An 18,337-nucleotide genomic window follows, 5' to 3' on the forward strand; every position below is an offset into this window, starting at 1 on the left:
TGTCGGTGTCGGGGTCGCTCACGCGCGGGCCTCCGTTTCCTGTCCGGGTTCCTGGTCGAACTCGTCGGTGACCCGGGTCTCCCCGTCCCCGCCGGTCCAGGAGACGGTGAGGTCGCCCAGGGCGGTCTCCTGGTCGAGGGCGACGGCCCGCTCCCGGTAGAGCTCCAGGAGGGCGAGGAAGCGGGCGACGACGGTGAGGGTGTCGCCGGCGCCCTCGATCAGCTCCCGGAAGACCGCCGTGCCGCGCTCGCGCAGCAGGGCGGCGACCACGGCGGCCTGCTCGCGGACGCTGACGAGGGGGGCGTGGATGTGCTCGACGTACACCTGCGGCTCGGCCCTGGGCCGCATGGCCTTGACGGCCAGCTTCGCGAAGCCCTCGGCGCCGATGGAGATGATCACCTCGGGGAGCAGCTCGGCGTGGTGGGGTTCGAGCCCGGCGGTACGGGGGTACCGACGGCCCTCGGCCTCCCACCGCTCCTCGAGGATCGCCGCGATCCGCTTGTACGCGCGGTACTGGAGGAGCCGGGCGAAGAGCAGGTCGCGGGCCTCCAGGAGGGCGAGGTCGGCCTCGTCCTCCACCTCGGCGGCGGGCAGCAGCCGGGCGGTCTTGAGGTCGAGCAGGGTGGCGGCGACGACGAGGAACTCGGTGGTCTGGTCGAGGTCCCCGTCGGGCCCGAGGGCGCGCAGGTGCGCCATGAACTCGTCGGTGACCTGCGAGAGCGCGACCTCGGTGACGTCGAGCTTGTGCTTGGTGATCAGCTGGAGGAGCAGGTCGAAGGGCCCCTCGAAGTTCGCGAGCCGCACGGTGAACCGCCCGTCGGCCCCACCGGGACCGGCGGCCGGGGACTCCCCGGCGACGGGCCCCGGGAGTTCCCGGGCGGGCGCGGGAGCCCGTACGGCCCTCTCGGGGGTCCTGGCGGACGCCCCGGGAGCCCCGGCGGACGTCTCGGGGACCCCGCTGGCCACTTCAGAGGTCCCGGCGGACGCCTCGGGAACCCCGCTGGGCACCTCAGAGGTCCCGGCGGCCGTCTCGGGGACCTCGGCGGGTACCTCGGGGACCCCGGCGGGCACCTCTAGCACCCCGCCGAGCACCCCGGGGCCCCCACCGGGCGCGGGCCCCGGCCCCGCCCCCCGCGGGGGTCCCGTGTTCCCGCCGTGCCCCAGAGCGCGGCGGCGCGGCGGGCGGGACGTTTCGTCAGGGGCGGGGTCGTGGGGGGCGTGGTGCATGGAGGTCCAGGGGGAGCGGAGGGCGCGGCAGCCCGCAGGCTACCGTCAGCGGCCGCGCAAACGCCGGACGAGGATGCTCGCGTCGCCGCGGGACTCCAGGTCCGCCAGGACGACCGCGACGGCCTCCCGGACGATCCGGCCCCGGTCGACGGCGAGGCCGTGCTCGCCGCGCAGCACGAGCCGGGCGTGCTCCAGGTCCATCAGCTCCTCGGCGGAGACGTAGACCGTGATCTTCTCGTCGTGGCGCTCGCGGCCGCTGGGCCGCCGGCTCGCGGTGCGGCCTCCGCCGCGCCGCCGGGGGGCGGCGGCCGGGGCCGCCTTGTCGGTCTCGGGGGACGTCCGGGCGCGCGGTTCCGCCGCCTCGGAGTCCGCCGCCGTGTGCTCCGCGGAGCCCTCGGCCGCCGCCGGGTCGCTCTCGCCCGCCGGTGCCGGGACGGCCCGGCGGGGTGAGGACGCCTGCAGCGCCGTCCCCCCGGTCGTACGGAAGAGTTCGTCGGCGCCGGGCAGACTCACTCGGCGTGACACCGGGCGAGCACCTCCCTGGCGAGCTGGCGGTAGGCGGCGGCGCCCACGGAGTTGGAGGCGTACGTGGTGATGGGCTCGCCGGCGACCGTGGTCTCCGGGAAGCGCACGGTCCGCCCGATGACGGTGTGGTACACGTGGTCGTCGAAGGCCTCGACGACGCGCGCGAGGACCTCGCGGCTGTGCACGGTCCGGGAGTCGTACATCGTGGCGAGGATGCCGTCGAGCTCCAGCTCGGGGTTGAGCCGCTCCTGCACCTTCTCGATGGTCTCGGTCAGCAGGGCCACGCCGCGCAGCGCGAAGAACTCGCACTCGAGCGGCACGATGACCTTGTGAGCGGCCGTCAGGGCGTTCACGGTCAGCAGGCCGAGCGAGGGCTGACAGTCGATCACGATGTAGTCGTAGTCGTTCATCAGCGGCTTCAGGGCGCGCTGGAGCGTGGACTCGCGCGCGACCTCGCTGACGAGCTGGACTTCCGCGGCCGAGAGGTCGATGTTGCTCGGCAGCAGGTCCATGTTGGGCACGGCGGTCTTGAGGAGGACCTCGTCCGCCGACATGCCCCGCTCCATGAGCAGGTTGTAGACGGTGAGGTCGAGCTCCATCGGGTTCACGCCGAGGCCGACCGACAGGGCTCCCTGCGGATCGAAGTCGACGAGCAGGACCCGCCGTCCGTACTCGGCGAGCGCGGCGCCCAGGTTGATGGTCGACGTGGTCTTGCCGACGCCGCCCTTCTGGTTGCACATCGCGATGATCTTCGCGGGTCCGTGGTCGGTCAGCGGACCCGGGATCGGGAAGTACGGCAGGGGCCGTCCGGTCGGGCCGATCCGCTCGCGGCGCTGGCGGGCAGCGTCGGGCGCGAGGGTGGCCGCGTACTCCGGATCGGGCTCGTACTCGGCGTCGGGGTCGTAGAAGTGCCCCTCGGGCACCTCGTCGTAGGCGGCGAAGTGGGTGGACTCTCGGCCCATCTCGTTGCCGGCCGTGGCGTTCACGTGTAGGCCGTCCATCGTCTTCATCGTGTGGGCTGTCGTCACGGGCCGGTGCGTCGCGAAGGTCCGCACCGCGACGGAGCCGATCGGGGCGCCTGGCGCACCACTCCCGGGAGTAAATGTCGACTCATTCACAAGTCGTCTTACCTCCTTGGATGTGACCAGGAACATTTATCGATAGGTCAGCGTGGCACCATGCCGACGGTTGGCGACTCTATGGCGTGTCACCGGTCCGCAGCAACACAATCCACCGGACCCGGCCCGATGTGTCGGTAACCGAACACGGCTCTGTCAAGGGCGCGCGGCCACGCATCCGCACGTTTCCGGGGTGTGCGAAACGGTTGAAGGGTTACGTTCCCCGCGAGTTGCCCGAACGTTTCGGCGTGGCCGGAGACACAGCCGGCCGGACCTTGTCGAACAAGGTCCGGCCGGGTGCGTGGTATTGACGGCGCGCGTTGACGCGGCGCCGCGGGGGTCAGCCCAGGAGGCTGCTCAGCTCGACGTGCTCGAGGCCGTGCGCCTCGGCGACCTCCTTGTAAACCACCTTGCCGTCATGGGTGTTGAGGCCCAGGGCGAGGGCGGCGTCGCGCCGGATCGCCTCGGCCCAGCCGTTGTTCGCCAGCGACACGATGTAGGGCAGCGTGGCGTTGGTGAGGGCGTAGGTGGAGGTGTTCGGGACCGCGCCCGGCATGTTGGCGACGCAGTAGAAGACCGAGTCGTGTACCCGGAAGGTCGGCTCGGCGTGGGTGGTCGGGTGCGAGTCCTCGAAGCAGCCGCCCTGGTCGATCGCGATGTCGACAAGGACACTTCCGGGCTTCATCTTGGCGACGAGCTCGTTGGTGACCAGCTTCGGGGCCTTGGCGCCCGGGATGAGGACGGCGCCGATGACGAGGTCGGCCTCGACGACGGCCTTCTCCAGCTCGTAGGCGTTGGAGACGATCGTCTGCACCTTGGTGCCGAAGATCTTGTCGGCCTCGCGGAGCTTGTTGATGTCCTTGTCGAGCAGGGTCACGTGGAAGCCCATGCCGACGGCGATCTGGGTGGCGTTCCAGCCGGAGACGCCGCCGCCGATGACGACGGCCCTGCCGGCGTGGGTGCCGGGGACGCCGCCGGGCAGGACGCCGCGGCCGCCGGCCGAGCGCATCAGGTGGTAGGCGCCGACCTGCGGGGCCAGGCGGCCCGCGACCTCGGACATCGGGGCGAGCAGCGGAAGCGCGCGGCCCGCGGTCTCGACGGTCTCGTAGGCGATGGCGGTGGTGCCGGAGGCCAGGAGCGCGTCGGTGCACTCGCGGGAGGCGGCGAGGTGCAGGTACGTGAAGAGGGTCTGGTCCTTGCGGAGGCGGTGGTACTCCTCCGCGATGGGCTCCTTGACCTTGAGCAGCAGGTCGGCGGTGGCCCAGACCTCGTCGGCGGTCGGGAGGATCTCGGCGCCGGCGGCGACGTACTCCGCGTCCGTGATCGAGGAGCCGACACCGGCGTTCTGCTCGATGAAGACCTGGTGGCCGTGGCGGACGAGCTCGTGGACACCGGCGGGGGTGATGGCCACGCGGAACTCGTTGTTCTTGACCTCGCGGGGGATGCCGACCTTCATCGTCGATCACGGTCCTTGAATCAGGGAGGGATAACTGGCGCACTGCGATACATACCCGGATGCATCGCGACGCACCGGGGCAGACCACGTTCGAACGCGGCAGACCCAGTCTAATGAAGGAGTTCCCGCTGTCTAGCCTTTCAAAGTACTAATCTTCGATGGACCCACTACGGATTTCGCAGGCAGACGGTTCCGTTTCCAGCAGTCTCTCCGCCCCGGCCCGGTGCAGTCGGGCCGCCGCCGGGTCGCCGAGCCGGTCGAGGGTGTCGGCGAGCCGCAGCCGGAGCGCGGCCTGGAGCCGGACGTCCTCGGCCCGGCGGGCCCACTCCACGGCCTCCTCGCAGGTCCGCAGGGATTCCTCGGGCCGTCCGGCGTACTCCTGGACCCGGGCCGCCTCGCTCAACGCCCGCGCGTAGCCCGGGAGATCGGAGAGCCTGCGGTAGCCGGCGGCGGCGGCCCGCCAGTTCCGCAGGGCCTCCCCGTACCGCCCGGCATAGGTCTGCACGGCGCCGAGGCGGGCGTACAGCCGGGCCTGGTCGGCGCGCTCGTCCCGGGCGAGGCGCTGGGCGAGGGCCCGCCCGTACCAGTCGCCGGCCCGCTGCCAGTCCCCCAGTTCCTGGTAGGAGCCACCTACGGATTCCATCGCCCGACCGGTCGCGTACGGGTCATTTGCTTCGCGTCCGGCCTCCAAAGCCGACCGATATCGCAGCAGAGCCTCCTTCGTCCTGCCGGTGCGGGCGTCGAGGTCGGCCAGGTTGAGCAGGGCCGCGGCCCGCTCGCGGTGCAGTCCGCGCCGCTCGGCCACGTCCAGGACGAGCCGGTGCAGTCCGTACAGCTCGGGGGCCGCGGCCTCGGCGCCCCGGTGCGCGGCGAGCGCCCGGACGAGGGAGGCGATCAGGCGGCGGGCCAGGGTGTCGAGCTCCCCGTCGGCGACGGCGAGGCGGGCGGAGGCGAGCAGGACGGGCCGCCGGGAGTCCAGCCAGGCCGCCCCGGCGGCGGCGTTCGGGAAGCGCAGGGCGCGCGGCAGCCCGGCCAGCTTCCTGCGGGCGGACGAGCCCTCGGGCTCGGTGACCGCACGGCAGGACTGGAGGAGCCGTACGGTCCGCTCCAGCATCCGGGCCCGCGCGAGCTGCACCTCGGCGGGCCGGTCGCGCTCCTCCAGTTGCGCGCGCAGGAGGGGGACGAGATGGGCGCGCACCTCGTACTGGCCGTCCTCGCCGGCCGAGACGAGTCCCAGGGCCTCGAAGTCGGCGAGCGTGGTGGCGGCCGCCGAGACCGAGCAGCCGGCCAGGGCGGAGGCGGTGTGGGCGTCGGCCCGGCCGAGCGGGGCGAGCGCGAGGAATCGCAGTATCCGGGAGGCGGTGGCGGGCAGGCCCTCGTGGGCGAGGAGGAAGGCCCGGGTGAGGGGGTCGCCGCTCGGCCCGCGCAGCCGCTTGGCGAGGTCGGCGACGGAGGCCTTGGGGTGGGTGGAGAGCCAGCCGCCGGCGAGGACGACCGCGGCGGGCAGCCCCCCGCACTCCTCGACGAGGGCCTCGGCGGCCTGCGGGTCGACGGTGACGCGGACGGAGCCGGTGAAGGAGGTGAGCAGTTCGATGGCCGACTTGGGGTCGAGGCCGCCGAGGGTGCAGGGCCGTACGTCGGGGATGCCGGTGAGCGGCCCCCCGGCGACCCCGATCACCAGGGTGTCGGGCTCGTCGGGGATCAGCGGGTCCGCCTGCTCGGCGTCGACGGCGTCGTCGAGGATCAGGACGGCCCGGCGCCCGGTGAAGGCGCCGCGGACCAGTTCGGCCAGCTCGTCCTCGGCGGCGCCGGGGGGTTCGGCGACCCCGAGGGCGGCGAGGAGCTCCTGGGCGGCCCGGGCGGTGGGGACGGGCTCCCCGCCGGGCTCGGTGAGCCGGGCGCGGAAGATCCCGTCGGGGTACCGGTCGGCGACCGCGGCGGCCAGTTCCTCGGCGAGGGCGGTACGTCCGGAGCCGGGCCGGCCGGCCACGAGCAGGACCCGGGCGCGGGGCACCTTGCGGCCGGTGAGGGTGTCGAGCCCGGTCCGTTCGATGTCGGCGCGCAGGGCCTTCAACTCCCGCTGGCGGCCGAAGAACCGCCGGCTGCCGGTTGCCGCCACCGCCTGATCCGTCACGGGCCACGCTCCCGTCCACCTGCGCACGAGCCGATCCCGCGGGAGGGGCTCCACGCGGGCGTTTCCGAGCGTAGTTCAGGGCACGACACGTACCCGGCGGGGCAGGGCGGACACATCCCCCGATCGGATCAGCGGATGGTCACACCGGGACCCGCGTCCACCCCCGCCACCCCCACCGCACCCGGCACGGACGCGAACGGTCCGGCCGGGGCCTACGCCTCGAACGGGCGGGCCGGCCAGGGCGCCTCCGCCGGACGGAGGGCGTCGAGGCCGTCGCCGGCGCGGGCGGCGGCCAGCGAGAGGACGCCCACGACCAGGCAGTTGTTGTGCAGGTCGCCCGCGAGGACCCCCCGTACGAGGTCCGCGAGCGGCACCCGCGCCGTCTCCATGTCGGCCTCCTCCTCGGCCACCTCGAAGCGGTCCCCCTCCGCGTCCGCGAGGTCCCGCGCGAGGAAGATCCGCACGGCCTCGTCGCAGCCGCCCGGCGAGGTGTAGACGTCGGTCAGGACCCGCCAGTCACCGGCCTTGACGTGCGCCTCCTCGTACAGCTCGCGCTGGGCGGCGTGCAGCGGGTTCTCCCCGGGCACGTCGAGCAGCCCGGCCGGGATCTCCCAGAGCTTCTGCCGCACGGGGTGCCGGTACTGCTTGATCAGCAGGACCCGGTCCTCCTCGTCCAGGGCCAGGACGGCGACCGAGCCGGGGTGGACCTGGTAGTCGCGGCGCGCCACCTCGCCGTCCGGCATCACCACGTCGTCCGTGCGGACGCTCGTCTTCTTGCCCCGGAAGGGGGTGTCCGTCGCGACGACCCGCCACTCCTGCGGGGTGTCCTGCAACTCCATCAGTCGTCCTCCCGTACACAACACACGAACACACACGGACATACGAAAGCCGGGGTGCGGGACCCGAACGGGTCCGCACCCCGGCAACGTTAACGCCTGCGTCCTACTTGCCCGTCTTGCGCTCCACCGCGGCCTTCACCAGGCCCGCGAAGAGTGGGTGCGGGCGGGTCGGGCGGGAGCGGAGCTCCGGGTGCGCCTGGGTGGCGACCAGGTAGGGGTGGATCTCGCGCGGGTACTCGACGTACTCGACGAGCTTGTTGTCCGGGGAGGTGCCGGAGAAGACCAGGCCGGCCTTCTTCTCCAGCTCCGCGCGGTACGCGTTGTTCACCTCGTAGCGGTGGCGGTGGCGCTCCTCGACGTACGGCTCGTCGCCGTAGACCTCGCGGACGATCGAGCCCTCGGCGAGCTTCGCCGGGTACAGGCCCAGGCGCATCGTGCCGCCCAGGTCGCCCGCGCCCTCGACGTAGGCCAGCTGCTCCTCCATCGTGGAGACGACGGGGTGCGCGGTGGCCGGGTCGAACTCGGTGGAGTTGGCCTCGGGGATGTCGGCCAGGTTCCGGGCCGCCTCGATGACGATGCACTGGAGGCCGAGGCAGATGCCGAGCAGCGGCACCTTGTGCTCGCGGGCGTACCGGATCGCGCCGACCTTGCCGCTCACGCCGCGGTCGCCGAAGCCGCCGGGGACGAGGATCGCGTCGACGTCGCCGAGCTGCTTCTCGGCGTCGGCCGGGGTCTTGCAGTCGTCGGAGGTGACCCACTTGACCTTGACCCGGGCCTTGTTCGCGAAGCCGCCGGCCCGCATGGCCTCGGTGACCGACAGGTAGGCGTCGGGCAGGTCGATGTACTTGCCGACGAGCGCGACGGTGACCTCGTGGTCCGGGTTGTGGACGCGGTCCAGGAGGTCCTCCCAGACGGTCCAGTCCACGTCGCGGAAGGGCAGGTCGAGCTTGCGGACGACGTAGGCGTCCAGGCCCTCGGTGTGCAGCACCTTCGGGATGTCGTAGATCGACTTGGCGTCGATGGCGGCGACCACGGCGGCCTCGTCCACGTCGCACATCAGCGAGATCTTGCGCTTGATGGCGGTGGGGACGTCGCGGTCGGCGCGCAGCACGATGGCGTCGGGCTGGATGCCGATGTTGCGCAGGGCGGCGACCGAGTGCTGGGTCGGCTTGGTCTTCAGCTCGCCGGACGGGCCGATGTAGGGCAGCAGCGAGATGTGCACGACGAAGACGTTGTCGCGTCCGACCTCGTGGCGGACCTGGCGGACGGTCTCCAGGAACGGCAGGGACTCGATGTCGCCGACGGTGCCGCCGACCTCGGTGATGACCACGTCGACGTCGTCGGTCGCCATGCGGCGGATCCGGGACTTGATCTCGTTGGTGATGTGCGGGATGACCTGCACGGTGTCGCCCAGGTACTCGCCGCGCCGCTCCTTGGCGATGACCTGCGAGTAGACCTGGCCGGTGGTGACGTTGGCCGAGCCGTCGAGGTCGACGTCGAGGAAGCGCTCGTAGTGGCCGATGTCCAGGTCGGTCTCGGCGCCGTCGTTGGTGACGAACACCTCACCGTGCTGGAAGGGGTTCATGGTGCCGGGGTCGACGTTCAGGTACGGGTCGAGCTTCTGCATCGTGACCCGCAGGCCCCGCGCCTTGAGGAGCGCACCCAGGCTGGAGGCGGTCAGGCCCTTGCCGAGGGAGGAGGCGACACCCCCGGTGACGAAGATGTGCTTGGTCGTCGTGGTGTTGGGCGGCATCGCCAAGAGGGGGCTCCCGTGGTCGCGTTCTGGAGGTGCGTACCGGCTTCCCCTCCGGAAGAATCGGGGGGTGCCGTCGCTGCGGTTGCGGGGTCCTCGGCTCTCGCCGTTTCCCACCGGTCCACGGGGTACCAGGGTATCAGCGACCCGGGGAGACCGCTTCCGGCCACACGCGGCAGCCGGGTGTTCACGGACGGCGAGCGACCGGGGTCCGACCAGCCCCGGACGGGTAAAGGGGGTGTTCACCCGATTGGAGCAACGACGTTACTGGTGTGACCAACGGGTGGCGCGGAGCGCCACGTATCCTGCTCGGACATGGCCCGCCGAGCCGGCCGGCCGACGACGCCACCGCCTGTCCCTCCGGGGCCGAACGCCCGGGGACCCATCCCGGACCGAGGCTTGTCGAAGACCCCCTGATCGCTGACACACTCGGACCCCGGCCGGCACACGCGGCCGGGCATCTGGAGCAAGCGCCCCGAGGGGCGGACATGGCCGTTCGACTGGAGTGAAGCACGTGGCCGGGCGCATCGAGGATTACGCACTCATCGGAGACATGCAGACCGCTGCCCTGGTCTGCCGGGACGGCAGCGTGGACTGGCTCTGCCTGCCCCGCTTCGACTCGCACGCGATCTTCGCGGGACTCCTCGGCACCGAGGAACACGGGTTCTGGCGGGTGGCCCCCGCGGGCCCCGAGGACGCCGAGCCGGCCCCCGCCGACCGGCGCCGCTACCGGGGGGACTCGCTCATCCTGGAGTCCGAGTGGGACACCCCGCGCGGCACGGTCCGGGTGACCGATTTCATGCCCCCGCGCGACGGGGCGCCGCAGCTGGTCCGGATCGTCGAGGGCGTCTCGGGCCGGGTCCCGATGCGCTCCGCGCTGCGGATGCGGTTCAGCTACGGCCGGATCGTGCCCTGGGTGCACAAGGTCGGCGACCGCACGGTCGCGGTCGCCGGGCCCGACTCGGTGTGGCTGGACGCGGAGGCCGAGACCCACGGCGAGGACCTCACCACGTACTCCGAGTTCACCGTCTCGCCCGGCGAGCGGATCGCCCTCACGATCTCCTGGCAGCCCTCCCACAAGGACCAGCCGGCGCTGCCCGACCCCGAGGGCGCCCTGGAGGCGACCGCCGACTTCTGGCGCGACTGGGTCGACCACTGCACGTACCACGGCCCCTACCGGGAGGCCGTGGTCCGCTCCCTGATCACCCTGAAGGCGCTGACGTACGCGCCGACCGGCGGGATCGTCGCCGCCCCGACCACCTCGCTGCCCGAGGAGATCGGCGGCGTGCGGAACTGGGACTACCGCTACACCTGGCTGCGGGACGCGGCGATCACCCTCTCCTCGATGCTGCGCACCGGCTACCGCGAGGAGGCCCGCGCCTGGCGGGACTGGCTCCTGCGCGCCGTCGCGGGCGACCCGGAGAACCTCCAGATCATGTACGGCATCGCGGGCGAGCGCGAGCTGGGCGAGGCCGAGCTCGACTGGCTGCCGGGGTACGAGAACTCCGGCCCGGTCCGGGTCGGCAACGGCGCCGCCAACCAGCTCCAGCTGGACGTGTACGGCGAGGTCACCGAGGCCCTGCACCTGGCGCACATGACGGGCCTGTCCCGCAACGACTACGCCTCCCTGCTCCAGCTGAAGCTGATCGACTACCTGGAGAAGAACTGGAACCAGCCCGACGAGGGCATCTGGGAGGTCCGCGGCCCGCGCCGGCACTTCGTGCACTCCAAGGTGATGGCCTGGGTGGCCGTGGACCGCACGATCAAGCTCATCGAGTCCGGGGACGCCGACGGCCCGCTGGAGCGCTGGCGCGAGCTGCGCGACGAGATCCACCGGGACGTCTGCGAGAAGGGCTACGACAAGGAGCGGAACACCTTCACGCAGTCGTACGGCTCCAGGGAGCTGGACGCCTCGCTGCTGCTGATCCCGCAGATGGGGTTCCTGCCGCCGGACGACAAGCGGGTCATCGGCACGATCGAGGCGATCCAGCGGGAGCTGTCCACGGAGGACGGCTTCGTGCTGCGCTACCCGACGGCCGGCGAGGAGGCCGGCGTCGACGGCCTGGAGGGCGACGAGGGCGCGTTCCTGGCGTGTTCCTTCTGGCTGGCCGACGACCTGGCGATGATCGGCCGGGTCGACGAGGCCCGCACCCTCTTCGAGAAGCTGCTCGCGCTCCGCAACGACCTCGGGCTCCTCGCCGAGGAGTGGGACCCGCGGCTCCAGCGTCAGGTGGGCAACTTCCCGCAGGCCTTCAGCCACGTCCCGCTGATCGACACGGCCCTGCGCCTGACGGCGAGCGGCGCGTACGGCGGCTGAGGGGCGTGTGAGGGCGCCGCCGGGACCGCGCACGGCCCCGGCGGCGCCCGCCGGTCAGCGCAGGCGGTCGATCACCTCCCGGGCCGCGCGCTCGCCCTCGGTGGCGCCGCCCTCCATGAAGCCCTGGAAGTCGTAGCTGCAGTGCTCGCCGCCGATGTGGACGTTGCCCTGGGCGGTGCCCTCGTAGCCCGCGTACCGGTGGAGGTAGCCGACGGGCCAGCAGGAGTACGCGCCGAGGGAGTACGGGTTCTCGTGCCAGGCCGAGAGCTGGGCCCGGCCCGTGTACGCCCGGGAGGTGCCGGGGAAGAAGGCGTCGATGCCGGCCAGCCGGCGGGTGACGAGGGCGCGCACGTACGGGTCGGACTCGGTGGAGAACGGTCCGGCCGGGTCCAGGGCGCGGGCCAGGCTGCCGCCGTGGTACTGGATGAGGATGCCGCCGGTGCCGCCCTGGACCTTGGTGGTGTCCCAGGTCTGCTGTACCTCGGTGTCGGTGAAGCAGTCCCCGGCGGAGACCCCGGGCCAGGCTCCGGTGCCGCGCCAGGGGCGGGTGGCGAACTGCATGTTGAGCTTGGTGCAGTGGCCCATGCGGGCGTCCCTCAGCAGGTTCCGCATGAGCGGGTCGAAACCGGCCCGGGAGGCGTCGAGCCGTTGGAGGATCGGGAGCGGGAGGCAGAGGACCGTCCGGTCGGCGGTGACGGTCCGCGTCGAGCCGGCCTCGGTGAAGGTGAGCGTCTGCGTCCCGTCCGCGTTGGCCCGTAGCGCGTCGAGCGACCAGCCCATGCGGAGGGTGCCCGGGGCGAGGGCCCCTGCGATGGCGTTCGGGAGCCGGTCGTTGCCGCCGACGACGTGGTACCGCTCGTTGGACAGGCCCCAGACGTTGAAGTTGCCCGGATTGGTCTGGTAGCCCATGAGCAGGACCAGGGCGAGCGCGGACTGCTCGGTGGTGTCGGCGCCGTACTCGACGTTGTAGGCGACGTCGATGAAGCGGCCGAGCGGTGCGGAGTGCCCCCCGGGGACGCGGGTCTCGATCCACTCGTACAGCGACATGTCGTCGAGCGCGGTCCCGGCGGGTGTGGTCCGGTTCCAGCGCACCTCCCCCGCCTCGGAGAGGTCGCGGCGCAGCGACTGGTACACGGCGTTGAAGTCCTCGTCCGCCTGGTGGCGCGGGTAGTACGCGCCGCCGAACCAGAGGACCTCCTCGGCCCCGTTGGGCCCGCCGCCCAGGAAGTCCTCGGTGACGAGGCCGAAGCGGCGGCAGAGTTCGAGGATCTTCTTGTGGCTGGTGTCGATCAGCTCGCCGCCGATCTCCGAGGTCTGTCCGTACGCCCAGTGGGCGCGCTGGGTCCACATGCGGCCGCCGACCCGGGAGGGGTTGGCCTCGTAGAGGACGGGGTTCAGGCCGGCGTCCTGGAGGGTGAGGGCGGCGGTGAGGCCGGAGATCCCGGCGCCGACGACGGCGATCCTGGCGTCGCTCCTGACGGGCGGGTCGGGGATGGCGGCGACGGCCGGTGCCGTCGTCCCGGCGGCGACGGCGACGCCGGCCGCGGCGGCCGCCTTGAGGAGCGAGCGGCGCCCGGGGGCGTCGGCCCGCAGGCCCCTGAGGTCGTCGACGGGGAGGCGGAGCCGGCGCGCGGCGGCGTGCTCGGCGGCGAGGTGCTTCAGGAGGTGCATCGGGTTGGTGCGTGCCATGGGGCGCTCCTGGAGGAAGGGGGATTCAGCTCTGGGGTACGGGGGCGGGTGCGGGTGCTGCGGTTTCCGTGCCGTTCGCGTCGCGCTCGGTGGCGTCCTCCAGGACGATCCGGCCGATGATCTCGTACCGTTCGGGCCGCCTGGCCTTGAGGTGGAGACCGAGGCCGAGGCCGCCGAAGAAGACCAGGGCGACGATCCAGGGGATGGCCTCGAAGAAGAGGGAGTCGGCGGCGAGTCCGGCCGCGGTCTCCATGTTCATGATCAGCAGCACCACCACGGCGATCATGCCGACGCCGCCGAGGAGCGGGGCGGTGAAGGTCCTGAACCAGTGCCGGTCCTCGGGGTGGTTCTTGCGGAAGTAGCCGATGACCGCGAAGGAGCAGAGGGTCTGGACGATGAGGATCGCCATCGTGCCGAGGATCGCGAGCAGCGTGTAGAGGTGGATGTACGGGTCCTGGCCGGTGAGCCAGAAGGCGGCGACGAGGCCGACGGCGATCGCGCTCTGCGCGAAGGAGGCGACGTACGGCGAGCCGTGCCGGGCGTGGGTGCGGCCGAGCGCCGGGTGGAGGAAGCCCTCGCGGCCGATGGCGTACAGGTAGCGGGAGGCGCACTGGTGGAAGGCCATGCCGCAGGCGAAGGAGCCGGTGAGCAGGAGCCACTGGAAGGCGTCGACGGCCCAGGCCCCGATGAAGGACCGGGTGGGCGCGAAGAACAGGTCGAGGGGCGAGGAGGAGGCGGACAGCTCCACCGATCCGGCGAGGCCGTTGCCCGCGATCGTCATCCACGAGACGTAGATGTAGAAGAAGCCGACGCCGACGACGGAGATCAGGGTGGCCCGGGGGATGACCCGCTTGGGGTCGCGGGACTCCTCCCCGTACATCGCGGTGGACTCGAAGCCGACCCACGACCAGAAGGCGAAGAAGAGGCCGAGCCCGGCGGAGGCCCCGGTGAAGGCGTTCTTCGGGTTGACCGGCTCGACCGGTATGCCGTCCGGGCCGCCGCCGGAGATCAGGACGGCGGTGGCGACGGCGAAGAGGACCGCGATCTCGGCGACGAGCATCACGCCGAGCGCCTTGGCCGTCAGGTTGATGTCGAAGTACGACAGGACGGCCGTGACGGCCAGCATGGCCGCCGCGTAGAGGACCCACGGCAGGTCGACGCCGAGCTGGTCGGCGACGGTCGTCCTGGCGAAGTAGGAGAAGACGCCGACGATCGAGGCCTCGAAGACGACGTACGCGAGGACGGCGAGCATGCCCGAGGCCATGCCGGCGATCCGGCCGAGGCCGTGGGAGATGTAGCCGTAGAAGGCTCCGGCGGCGGTGATCCGCTTGGCCATGGCGACGTAGCCGACCGAGAAGACGGTCAGGACGACGGTCGCGAAGAGGTATCCGGCGGGCGCGCCGGTGCCGTTGCCGAAGCCGACGGCGATGGGGAGGTTCCCGGTCATCGCCGTGATCGGGGCGGCGGTGGCGACGGCCATGAAGACGACGCCGACCAGACCGACCGAATCGGCCTTGAGCCGATGGACCTCTGGGGTGGGGTTCTCTGCCATGGCGCGAGAGCATCCTCGGACGTGATGCAGGCCACAATCGACAGGCGGTCGCGCAATTCCCGCCACGACACGACGAGTTGTCGCCCCGTTGGACGAAGTGTCCGGCGCCGTGACAGTGCGGTGATGTCGCGGAAACAGGGCCGCGGGGTAGCGTCCGGGGCCATGGACAACCAGGGCGGTATCACCGTGCAGCGGGCCCTCGAACTCCCCGGCCTGCGCGGCGGGCTCCCGGAGGTCGTCGCCGGCGCGGACCGGCTGCACCGGACGGTGCGCTGGGTGCACGCGGGCGAGGTGCCGAACATCGCCTCGCTGCTCAAGGGCGGCGAACTGCTCCTCACCACGGGCCTCGGGCTGGGGACCCGGCCGGCCGAGCAGCGGGCGTTCGTGCGGCGGCTCGCCGACCGGGGCATCGCGGCGCTCGTGGTGGAGCTGGGGCCGCGCTTCGCCCGCCTCCCGGCGACCATAGTGGAGACCGCGCGGGCGGCGGGGCTGCCGCTGGTGCAGCTGCACCGCGAGGTGCCGTTCGTGACGGTGACGGAGGAGATCCACACCGAGATCGTCAACGGCCACTACGCCCTCCAGCGGCGGGCCGAGGAGGTCCACCGGCAGTGCACGGAGGCCCTGCTCGGCGGCGGCGGGGTGCCGCAGGTGCTGCGGATCCTCTCCGACTTCGCCGCCAACCCGGTCTTCCTGGAGACCCCCGACGGACAGCTCCTCTACGCGGCGGGCACCGAGTCCGCGCCCGCCGACCCGCTCCAGGTGTGGGACGGGCTGCGCGGCGGCCGGGCGGCCCGCGAGTCCGGGCCGCCCACCGGCACGGTCCTGGTGGACGTGCCCGGCGGCGGACCCGGTACGGGCTCGGTGCGGGCCCGGCTCGTGCTCCTGGCGGTCTCCGGCGCCCTCTCCCCCGTCCACCGGATGGCGGCCGAGCGGGCGGCCGGGCTCCTCGCGGTCGTCCTCATGCAGGCGCGGCAGGAGGAGGAGCTGGCCGCGCGCGGCCGGGGCGACTTCCTGACGGACCTGGCGGAGGGCCGGATCACGGCCGAGGACGCCCCGGCCCAGGCCCGGGTGCTCGGCTTCAAACCGGGGGACGGCCCGCTCCTGCCGGTGGTGATGCGGCTGGCCCCGGAGCTCTCCCCGTCGGGGAACTGGGCGCTGTTCGCCCGGGCGGTCCTGGAGGAGCTGTCCTCCGTCGGCGTGCCCGTCCTGCTCGGCGTCCGCCCGGTCGAGGGCCGGGTGCCGCTCCTGCTCGGCCTGCGTTCGGAGACCGAGCGGACGGCGGTCGCGGACCGGGTCGCGGCGGCCCTGCGCGCGGGCGTGGAGCGGGCCGGTCTGGAGCGCGCGGGCACGCATCCGCCGGTGATCGTGGTGGGCGTCGCGGGCGGCTGGGCGGCGGCCTCGGCGGGCCTGCGGCACGCGGCGGAGACGGCGACGGCGGCACAGGGCCTGTCGGACCTGCCCTGGTACGACGCGCGGCGCCTCGACATCGACCTGCTCCTGTGGCGGCTGCACTTCCACGGGGACACGGTGCTCGCGGCCTTCGTGGACCGCGCGATCGGGCCCCTCCAGGAGCACGACCGCACCTCCCGGCCGCCGCTGCTGCCCACCCTGGAGACGTATCTGGCGCACGCGGGCCGCAAGGCGGAGACGGCCCGCGAGCTGCACCTCAACCGCCAGACCCTCTACAACCGCCTGGCCCGCGTCTCGGAGCTCCTGGGCACGGACCTGGACGATCCCCAGACGGTCCTGGCCCTGTCGCTCGCCCTCAGGGCCCGCCGCCACACGCCGTAGCCCGTCCTCCTCAGCGCCCCACCAGCTCGTCGTACACGCTGAGGACGTGCGCCACCGTGTCGTCCTCGGTCGGCCACGTGCCCGCCTGGACCCGGCCGGCGGCCGCCAGGTCCATCCGCCGGTCGGCGTCCTCCAGGAGGTCCCGGACCGCCGCCGCGAGGGCCGCGGAGTCGCCGTACGGCACCAGTTCCGCGGCGTCCCCGACGAGTTCCGGCACTCCGCCGACCGCCGTCGCGACGAGCGGCACGCCGAGCCGGAGCGCCTCCTGGGCGAGCGGGGAGCGGGCCTCCCAGCGGGACGGGAGGACCGCGACGTCCGCCGCCGCGAGCAGTTCGGCGACGTCCTCGCGGCTCCCGATCAGCCGGACCGGCAGGTCCTCCTCGGTGATCCGCCGCTGGAGGAAGGCCCGTTCGCGGCCCTCCCCGGCGATCACGAGGAGCGGCTGCGGGTCGAGGTCCCGCCACCGCCGGGCCGCGTCGAGCAGGGTCCGGTACCCCCGGCCGCGTTCGAGCGCGCCGACGGCCATGAGCAGCGGGCGGTCGACGGCGCCGAGTTCGGCGCGCGCCTTGCCGTCGTGGAGGCAGACCGGTCCGCGCGCGGCGGGCAGGGTGACGGGGGCGAGCCGGGCGTCGCGGGCGCCGCGCCGCCGGGCCCGGTCGACCAGTTCGGAGGAGGTGGCGAGGACGACGCTCGCGGCCCGCACGGTCCGCCGTTCGAGGAGCCGGAGGACCCCGCCCCGCGCGCCCTCCGCGTGGCCGCGGGTGTGCCAGGTCGTCACGAGCGGGACCGGCGCCCCGCCGGACAGGGCGAGCGCGGCCCGCACGGAGGCCTGGAGGCCGTGCGCGTGGACCACGTCCGCGCCGATGCAGGTGTTGCGCAGGGCGGTGACGGCGGCGGGGTCGCCGAGGCGCGGCAGGGGCACGAAGTGCGCGCCGGCGGCGGGGTAGTCGTGGACGCGGCCGAGTTCGGGAGGGGCGCACACGGTCACCCGCACGCCCCTCGCCACGAGCCCCGAGGCGAGTGATCGGACGTGAGCGCTGCCGCCCGCGCTGCCGCCGCCCAGCACTTGGACCGTACGGAGCTGTGTCACGCGCCCAAGGATGCCAGTCCGGGCCCGCGACCGTACGCACGTTCCGGCACCGAAATGGAGTCGTTCCCTTGCGCGGAGGGCGCCCGACACCGGGGCTCAGCCCACGGGTTCACTCACACGGGTGAGCGCGCGAGGAGGCCGCGCGCCCCCCGGACGGCGGCGGCGACGAGCGCGACCGCGTGCGCGGCGAGCCCGAGCCGCCCGGTCCCGGCCACGATCGCCCCGCCGACGGCGGCCCCGAGCGCGTGCGCGCCCGTGTCGCCGAGCATGGTCGACTCCCCGAGGTCGTCCGCGAGGACCGCGGCGACGGCTCCCATCGGGGCGGCGGCGGTCGAGCCGCGGAGCAGCCCGGGGGCGGCGAGCGCGAACACGGCCAGACCGGCGCGCCCCGGCCGCACGTCCACGAGGTTCACCAGATGGGCGCTGCCCGCGACGACGATCCCGGCGAGGACCTTGTCCACGGGCCGCTCCTTGAGCAGCGCCCCGGCCACGAGCGAGGCGGCCCCGATCCCGAGGAGCTTGACGGTCCCGCCGGTCACCTCGCCGTCCCGCAGCGCCGCCAAGTGCGCCCGGAGACCGCGCCGGTGATCTCCCCTCACGTCGTCGTACGCCCCGCACGCCCCGGCCGCGAGCACGGCGAACGCGACGGGCGCGCTGCCGCTCCCGGCCGCCGTCCCGAGGACGACCGCCGGCCCGGCGTACAGGTCGACCTGCCGTCCCGCGTGGTTCGTCCGCGTCCACCGCGCGTCGCGCGGAAGCCCGCGCAGCCCCTCGTACACCGCCCGGGCCGTCCCGGCGGCCACGGCGAAGGAGACGACGCGCCTCACCCGTACGGTCCGCTCGGCA

At 73.2% G+C, this 18,337-nt stretch carries 13 protein-coding genes; 2 read left to right on the top strand and 11 right to left on the bottom strand.

The annotated features are described in order from the left end of the window. Nucleotides 1-18: 18 nt before the first annotated feature. The 7 genes from ACFY7E_RS15455 to ACFY7E_RS15485 all read right to left on the bottom strand — a co-directional run bounded on the left by ACFY7E_RS15455 (nucleotide 19) and on the right by ACFY7E_RS15485 (nucleotide 9,052). The gene (locus ACFY7E_RS15455; RefSeq protein ID WP_389484914.1) at nucleotides 19-1,227 is read right to left on the bottom strand and encodes a segregation/condensation protein A; all 1,209 of its coding nucleotides are present in this window, start codon (nucleotides 1,225-1,227) and stop codon (nucleotides 19-21) included. Between the two features lie 45 nt (nucleotides 1,228-1,272). After that, the gene (locus tag ACFY7E_RS15460; RefSeq protein ID WP_383443880.1) at nucleotides 1,273-1,752 is read right to left on the bottom strand and encodes a hypothetical protein; all 480 of its coding nucleotides are present in this window, start codon (nucleotides 1,750-1,752) and stop codon (nucleotides 1,273-1,275) included. After that, nucleotides 1,737-2,762: a ParA family protein gene (locus ACFY7E_RS15465; protein WP_030212665.1), complete on the bottom strand. Its 1,026-nt coding sequence runs from the start codon at nucleotides 2,760-2,762 to the stop codon at nucleotides 1,737-1,739. Before ACFY7E_RS15465 ends, ACFY7E_RS15460 begins: the two co-directional genes overlap by 16 nt. A gap of 448 nt (nucleotides 2,763-3,210) precedes the next feature. After that, complete coding sequence (gene ald, locus ACFY7E_RS15470; RefSeq protein ID WP_389484917.1) at nucleotides 3,211-4,326, bottom strand: alanine dehydrogenase; 1,116 nt, start codon at nucleotides 4,324-4,326, stop codon at nucleotides 3,211-3,213. A 148-nt stretch (nucleotides 4,327-4,474) separates the two neighbouring features. Then, nucleotides 4,475-6,460 carry an NB-ARC domain-containing protein gene (locus ACFY7E_RS15475; protein WP_389484920.1) on the bottom strand — a complete coding sequence of 662 codons (1,986 nt, stop codon included), beginning with the start codon at nucleotides 6,458-6,460 and terminating at the stop codon, nucleotides 4,475-4,477. Between the two features lie 212 nt (nucleotides 6,461-6,672). Beyond that, a complete protein-coding gene (locus ACFY7E_RS15480) occupies nucleotides 6,673-7,299 on the bottom strand; it encodes an NUDIX domain-containing protein (protein WP_389484922.1) in 627 nt (208 codons plus the stop codon). Between the two features lie 103 nt (nucleotides 7,300-7,402). After that, nucleotides 7,403-9,052: a CTP synthase gene (locus tag ACFY7E_RS15485; RefSeq protein ID WP_366377800.1), complete on the bottom strand. Its 1,650-nt coding sequence runs from the start codon at nucleotides 9,050-9,052 to the stop codon at nucleotides 7,403-7,405. A 514-nt stretch (nucleotides 9,053-9,566) separates the two neighbouring features. Between ACFY7E_RS15485 and ACFY7E_RS15490 the strand changes: the two genes are divergently transcribed. Beyond that, nucleotides 9,567-11,369 carry a glycoside hydrolase family 15 protein gene (locus ACFY7E_RS15490; RefSeq protein WP_389484925.1) on the top strand — a complete coding sequence of 601 codons (1,803 nt, stop codon included), beginning with the start codon at nucleotides 9,567-9,569 and terminating at the stop codon, nucleotides 11,367-11,369. Nucleotides 11,370-11,423: 54 nt separating this feature from the next. On the opposite strand, the gene ACFY7E_RS15495 is transcribed toward ACFY7E_RS15490, so the two are convergent. Together ACFY7E_RS15495 and ACFY7E_RS15500 are read right to left on the bottom strand one after the other, a co-directional pair. Beyond that, nucleotides 11,424-13,058, bottom strand: a complete 1,635-nt coding sequence (locus ACFY7E_RS15495) for a flavin monoamine oxidase family protein (protein WP_389484927.1) — start codon at nucleotides 13,056-13,058, stop codon at nucleotides 11,424-11,426. 25 nt (nucleotides 13,059-13,083) lie between these two features. Further along, nucleotides 13,084-14,610 carry an APC family permease gene (locus tag ACFY7E_RS15500; RefSeq protein ID WP_389484929.1) on the bottom strand — a complete coding sequence of 509 codons (1,527 nt, stop codon included), beginning with the start codon at nucleotides 14,608-14,610 and terminating at the stop codon, nucleotides 13,084-13,086. Nucleotides 14,611-14,772: 162 nt separating this feature from the next. On the opposite strand from ACFY7E_RS15500, the gene ACFY7E_RS15505 reads away from it, so the two are divergent. After that, on the top strand, nucleotides 14,773-16,401 hold the full coding sequence (locus tag ACFY7E_RS15505) for a PucR family transcriptional regulator (RefSeq protein WP_383442580.1): 1,629 nt from the start codon (nucleotides 14,773-14,775) through the stop codon (nucleotides 16,399-16,401). A 10-nt stretch (nucleotides 16,402-16,411) separates the two neighbouring features. Here the strand turns inward: ACFY7E_RS15505 and ACFY7E_RS15510 are convergent, their stop codons facing one another. Then, a complete protein-coding gene (locus ACFY7E_RS15510) occupies nucleotides 16,412-17,491 on the bottom strand; it encodes a glycosyltransferase family 4 protein (RefSeq protein WP_389484932.1) in 1,080 nt (359 codons plus the stop codon). 113 nt (nucleotides 17,492-17,604) lie between these two features. Next, on the bottom strand, nucleotides 17,605-18,318 hold the full coding sequence (locus tag ACFY7E_RS15515) for a hypothetical protein (RefSeq protein WP_389484934.1): 714 nt from the start codon (nucleotides 18,316-18,318) through the stop codon (nucleotides 17,605-17,607). Nucleotides 18,319-18,337: the final 19 nt, after the last annotated feature.

The organism is Streptomyces sp. NPDC012825, from assembly GCF_042900925.1.
In the GTDB taxonomy this organism is placed as follows: domain Bacteria; phylum Actinomycetota; class Actinomycetes; order Streptomycetales; family Streptomycetaceae; genus Streptomyces.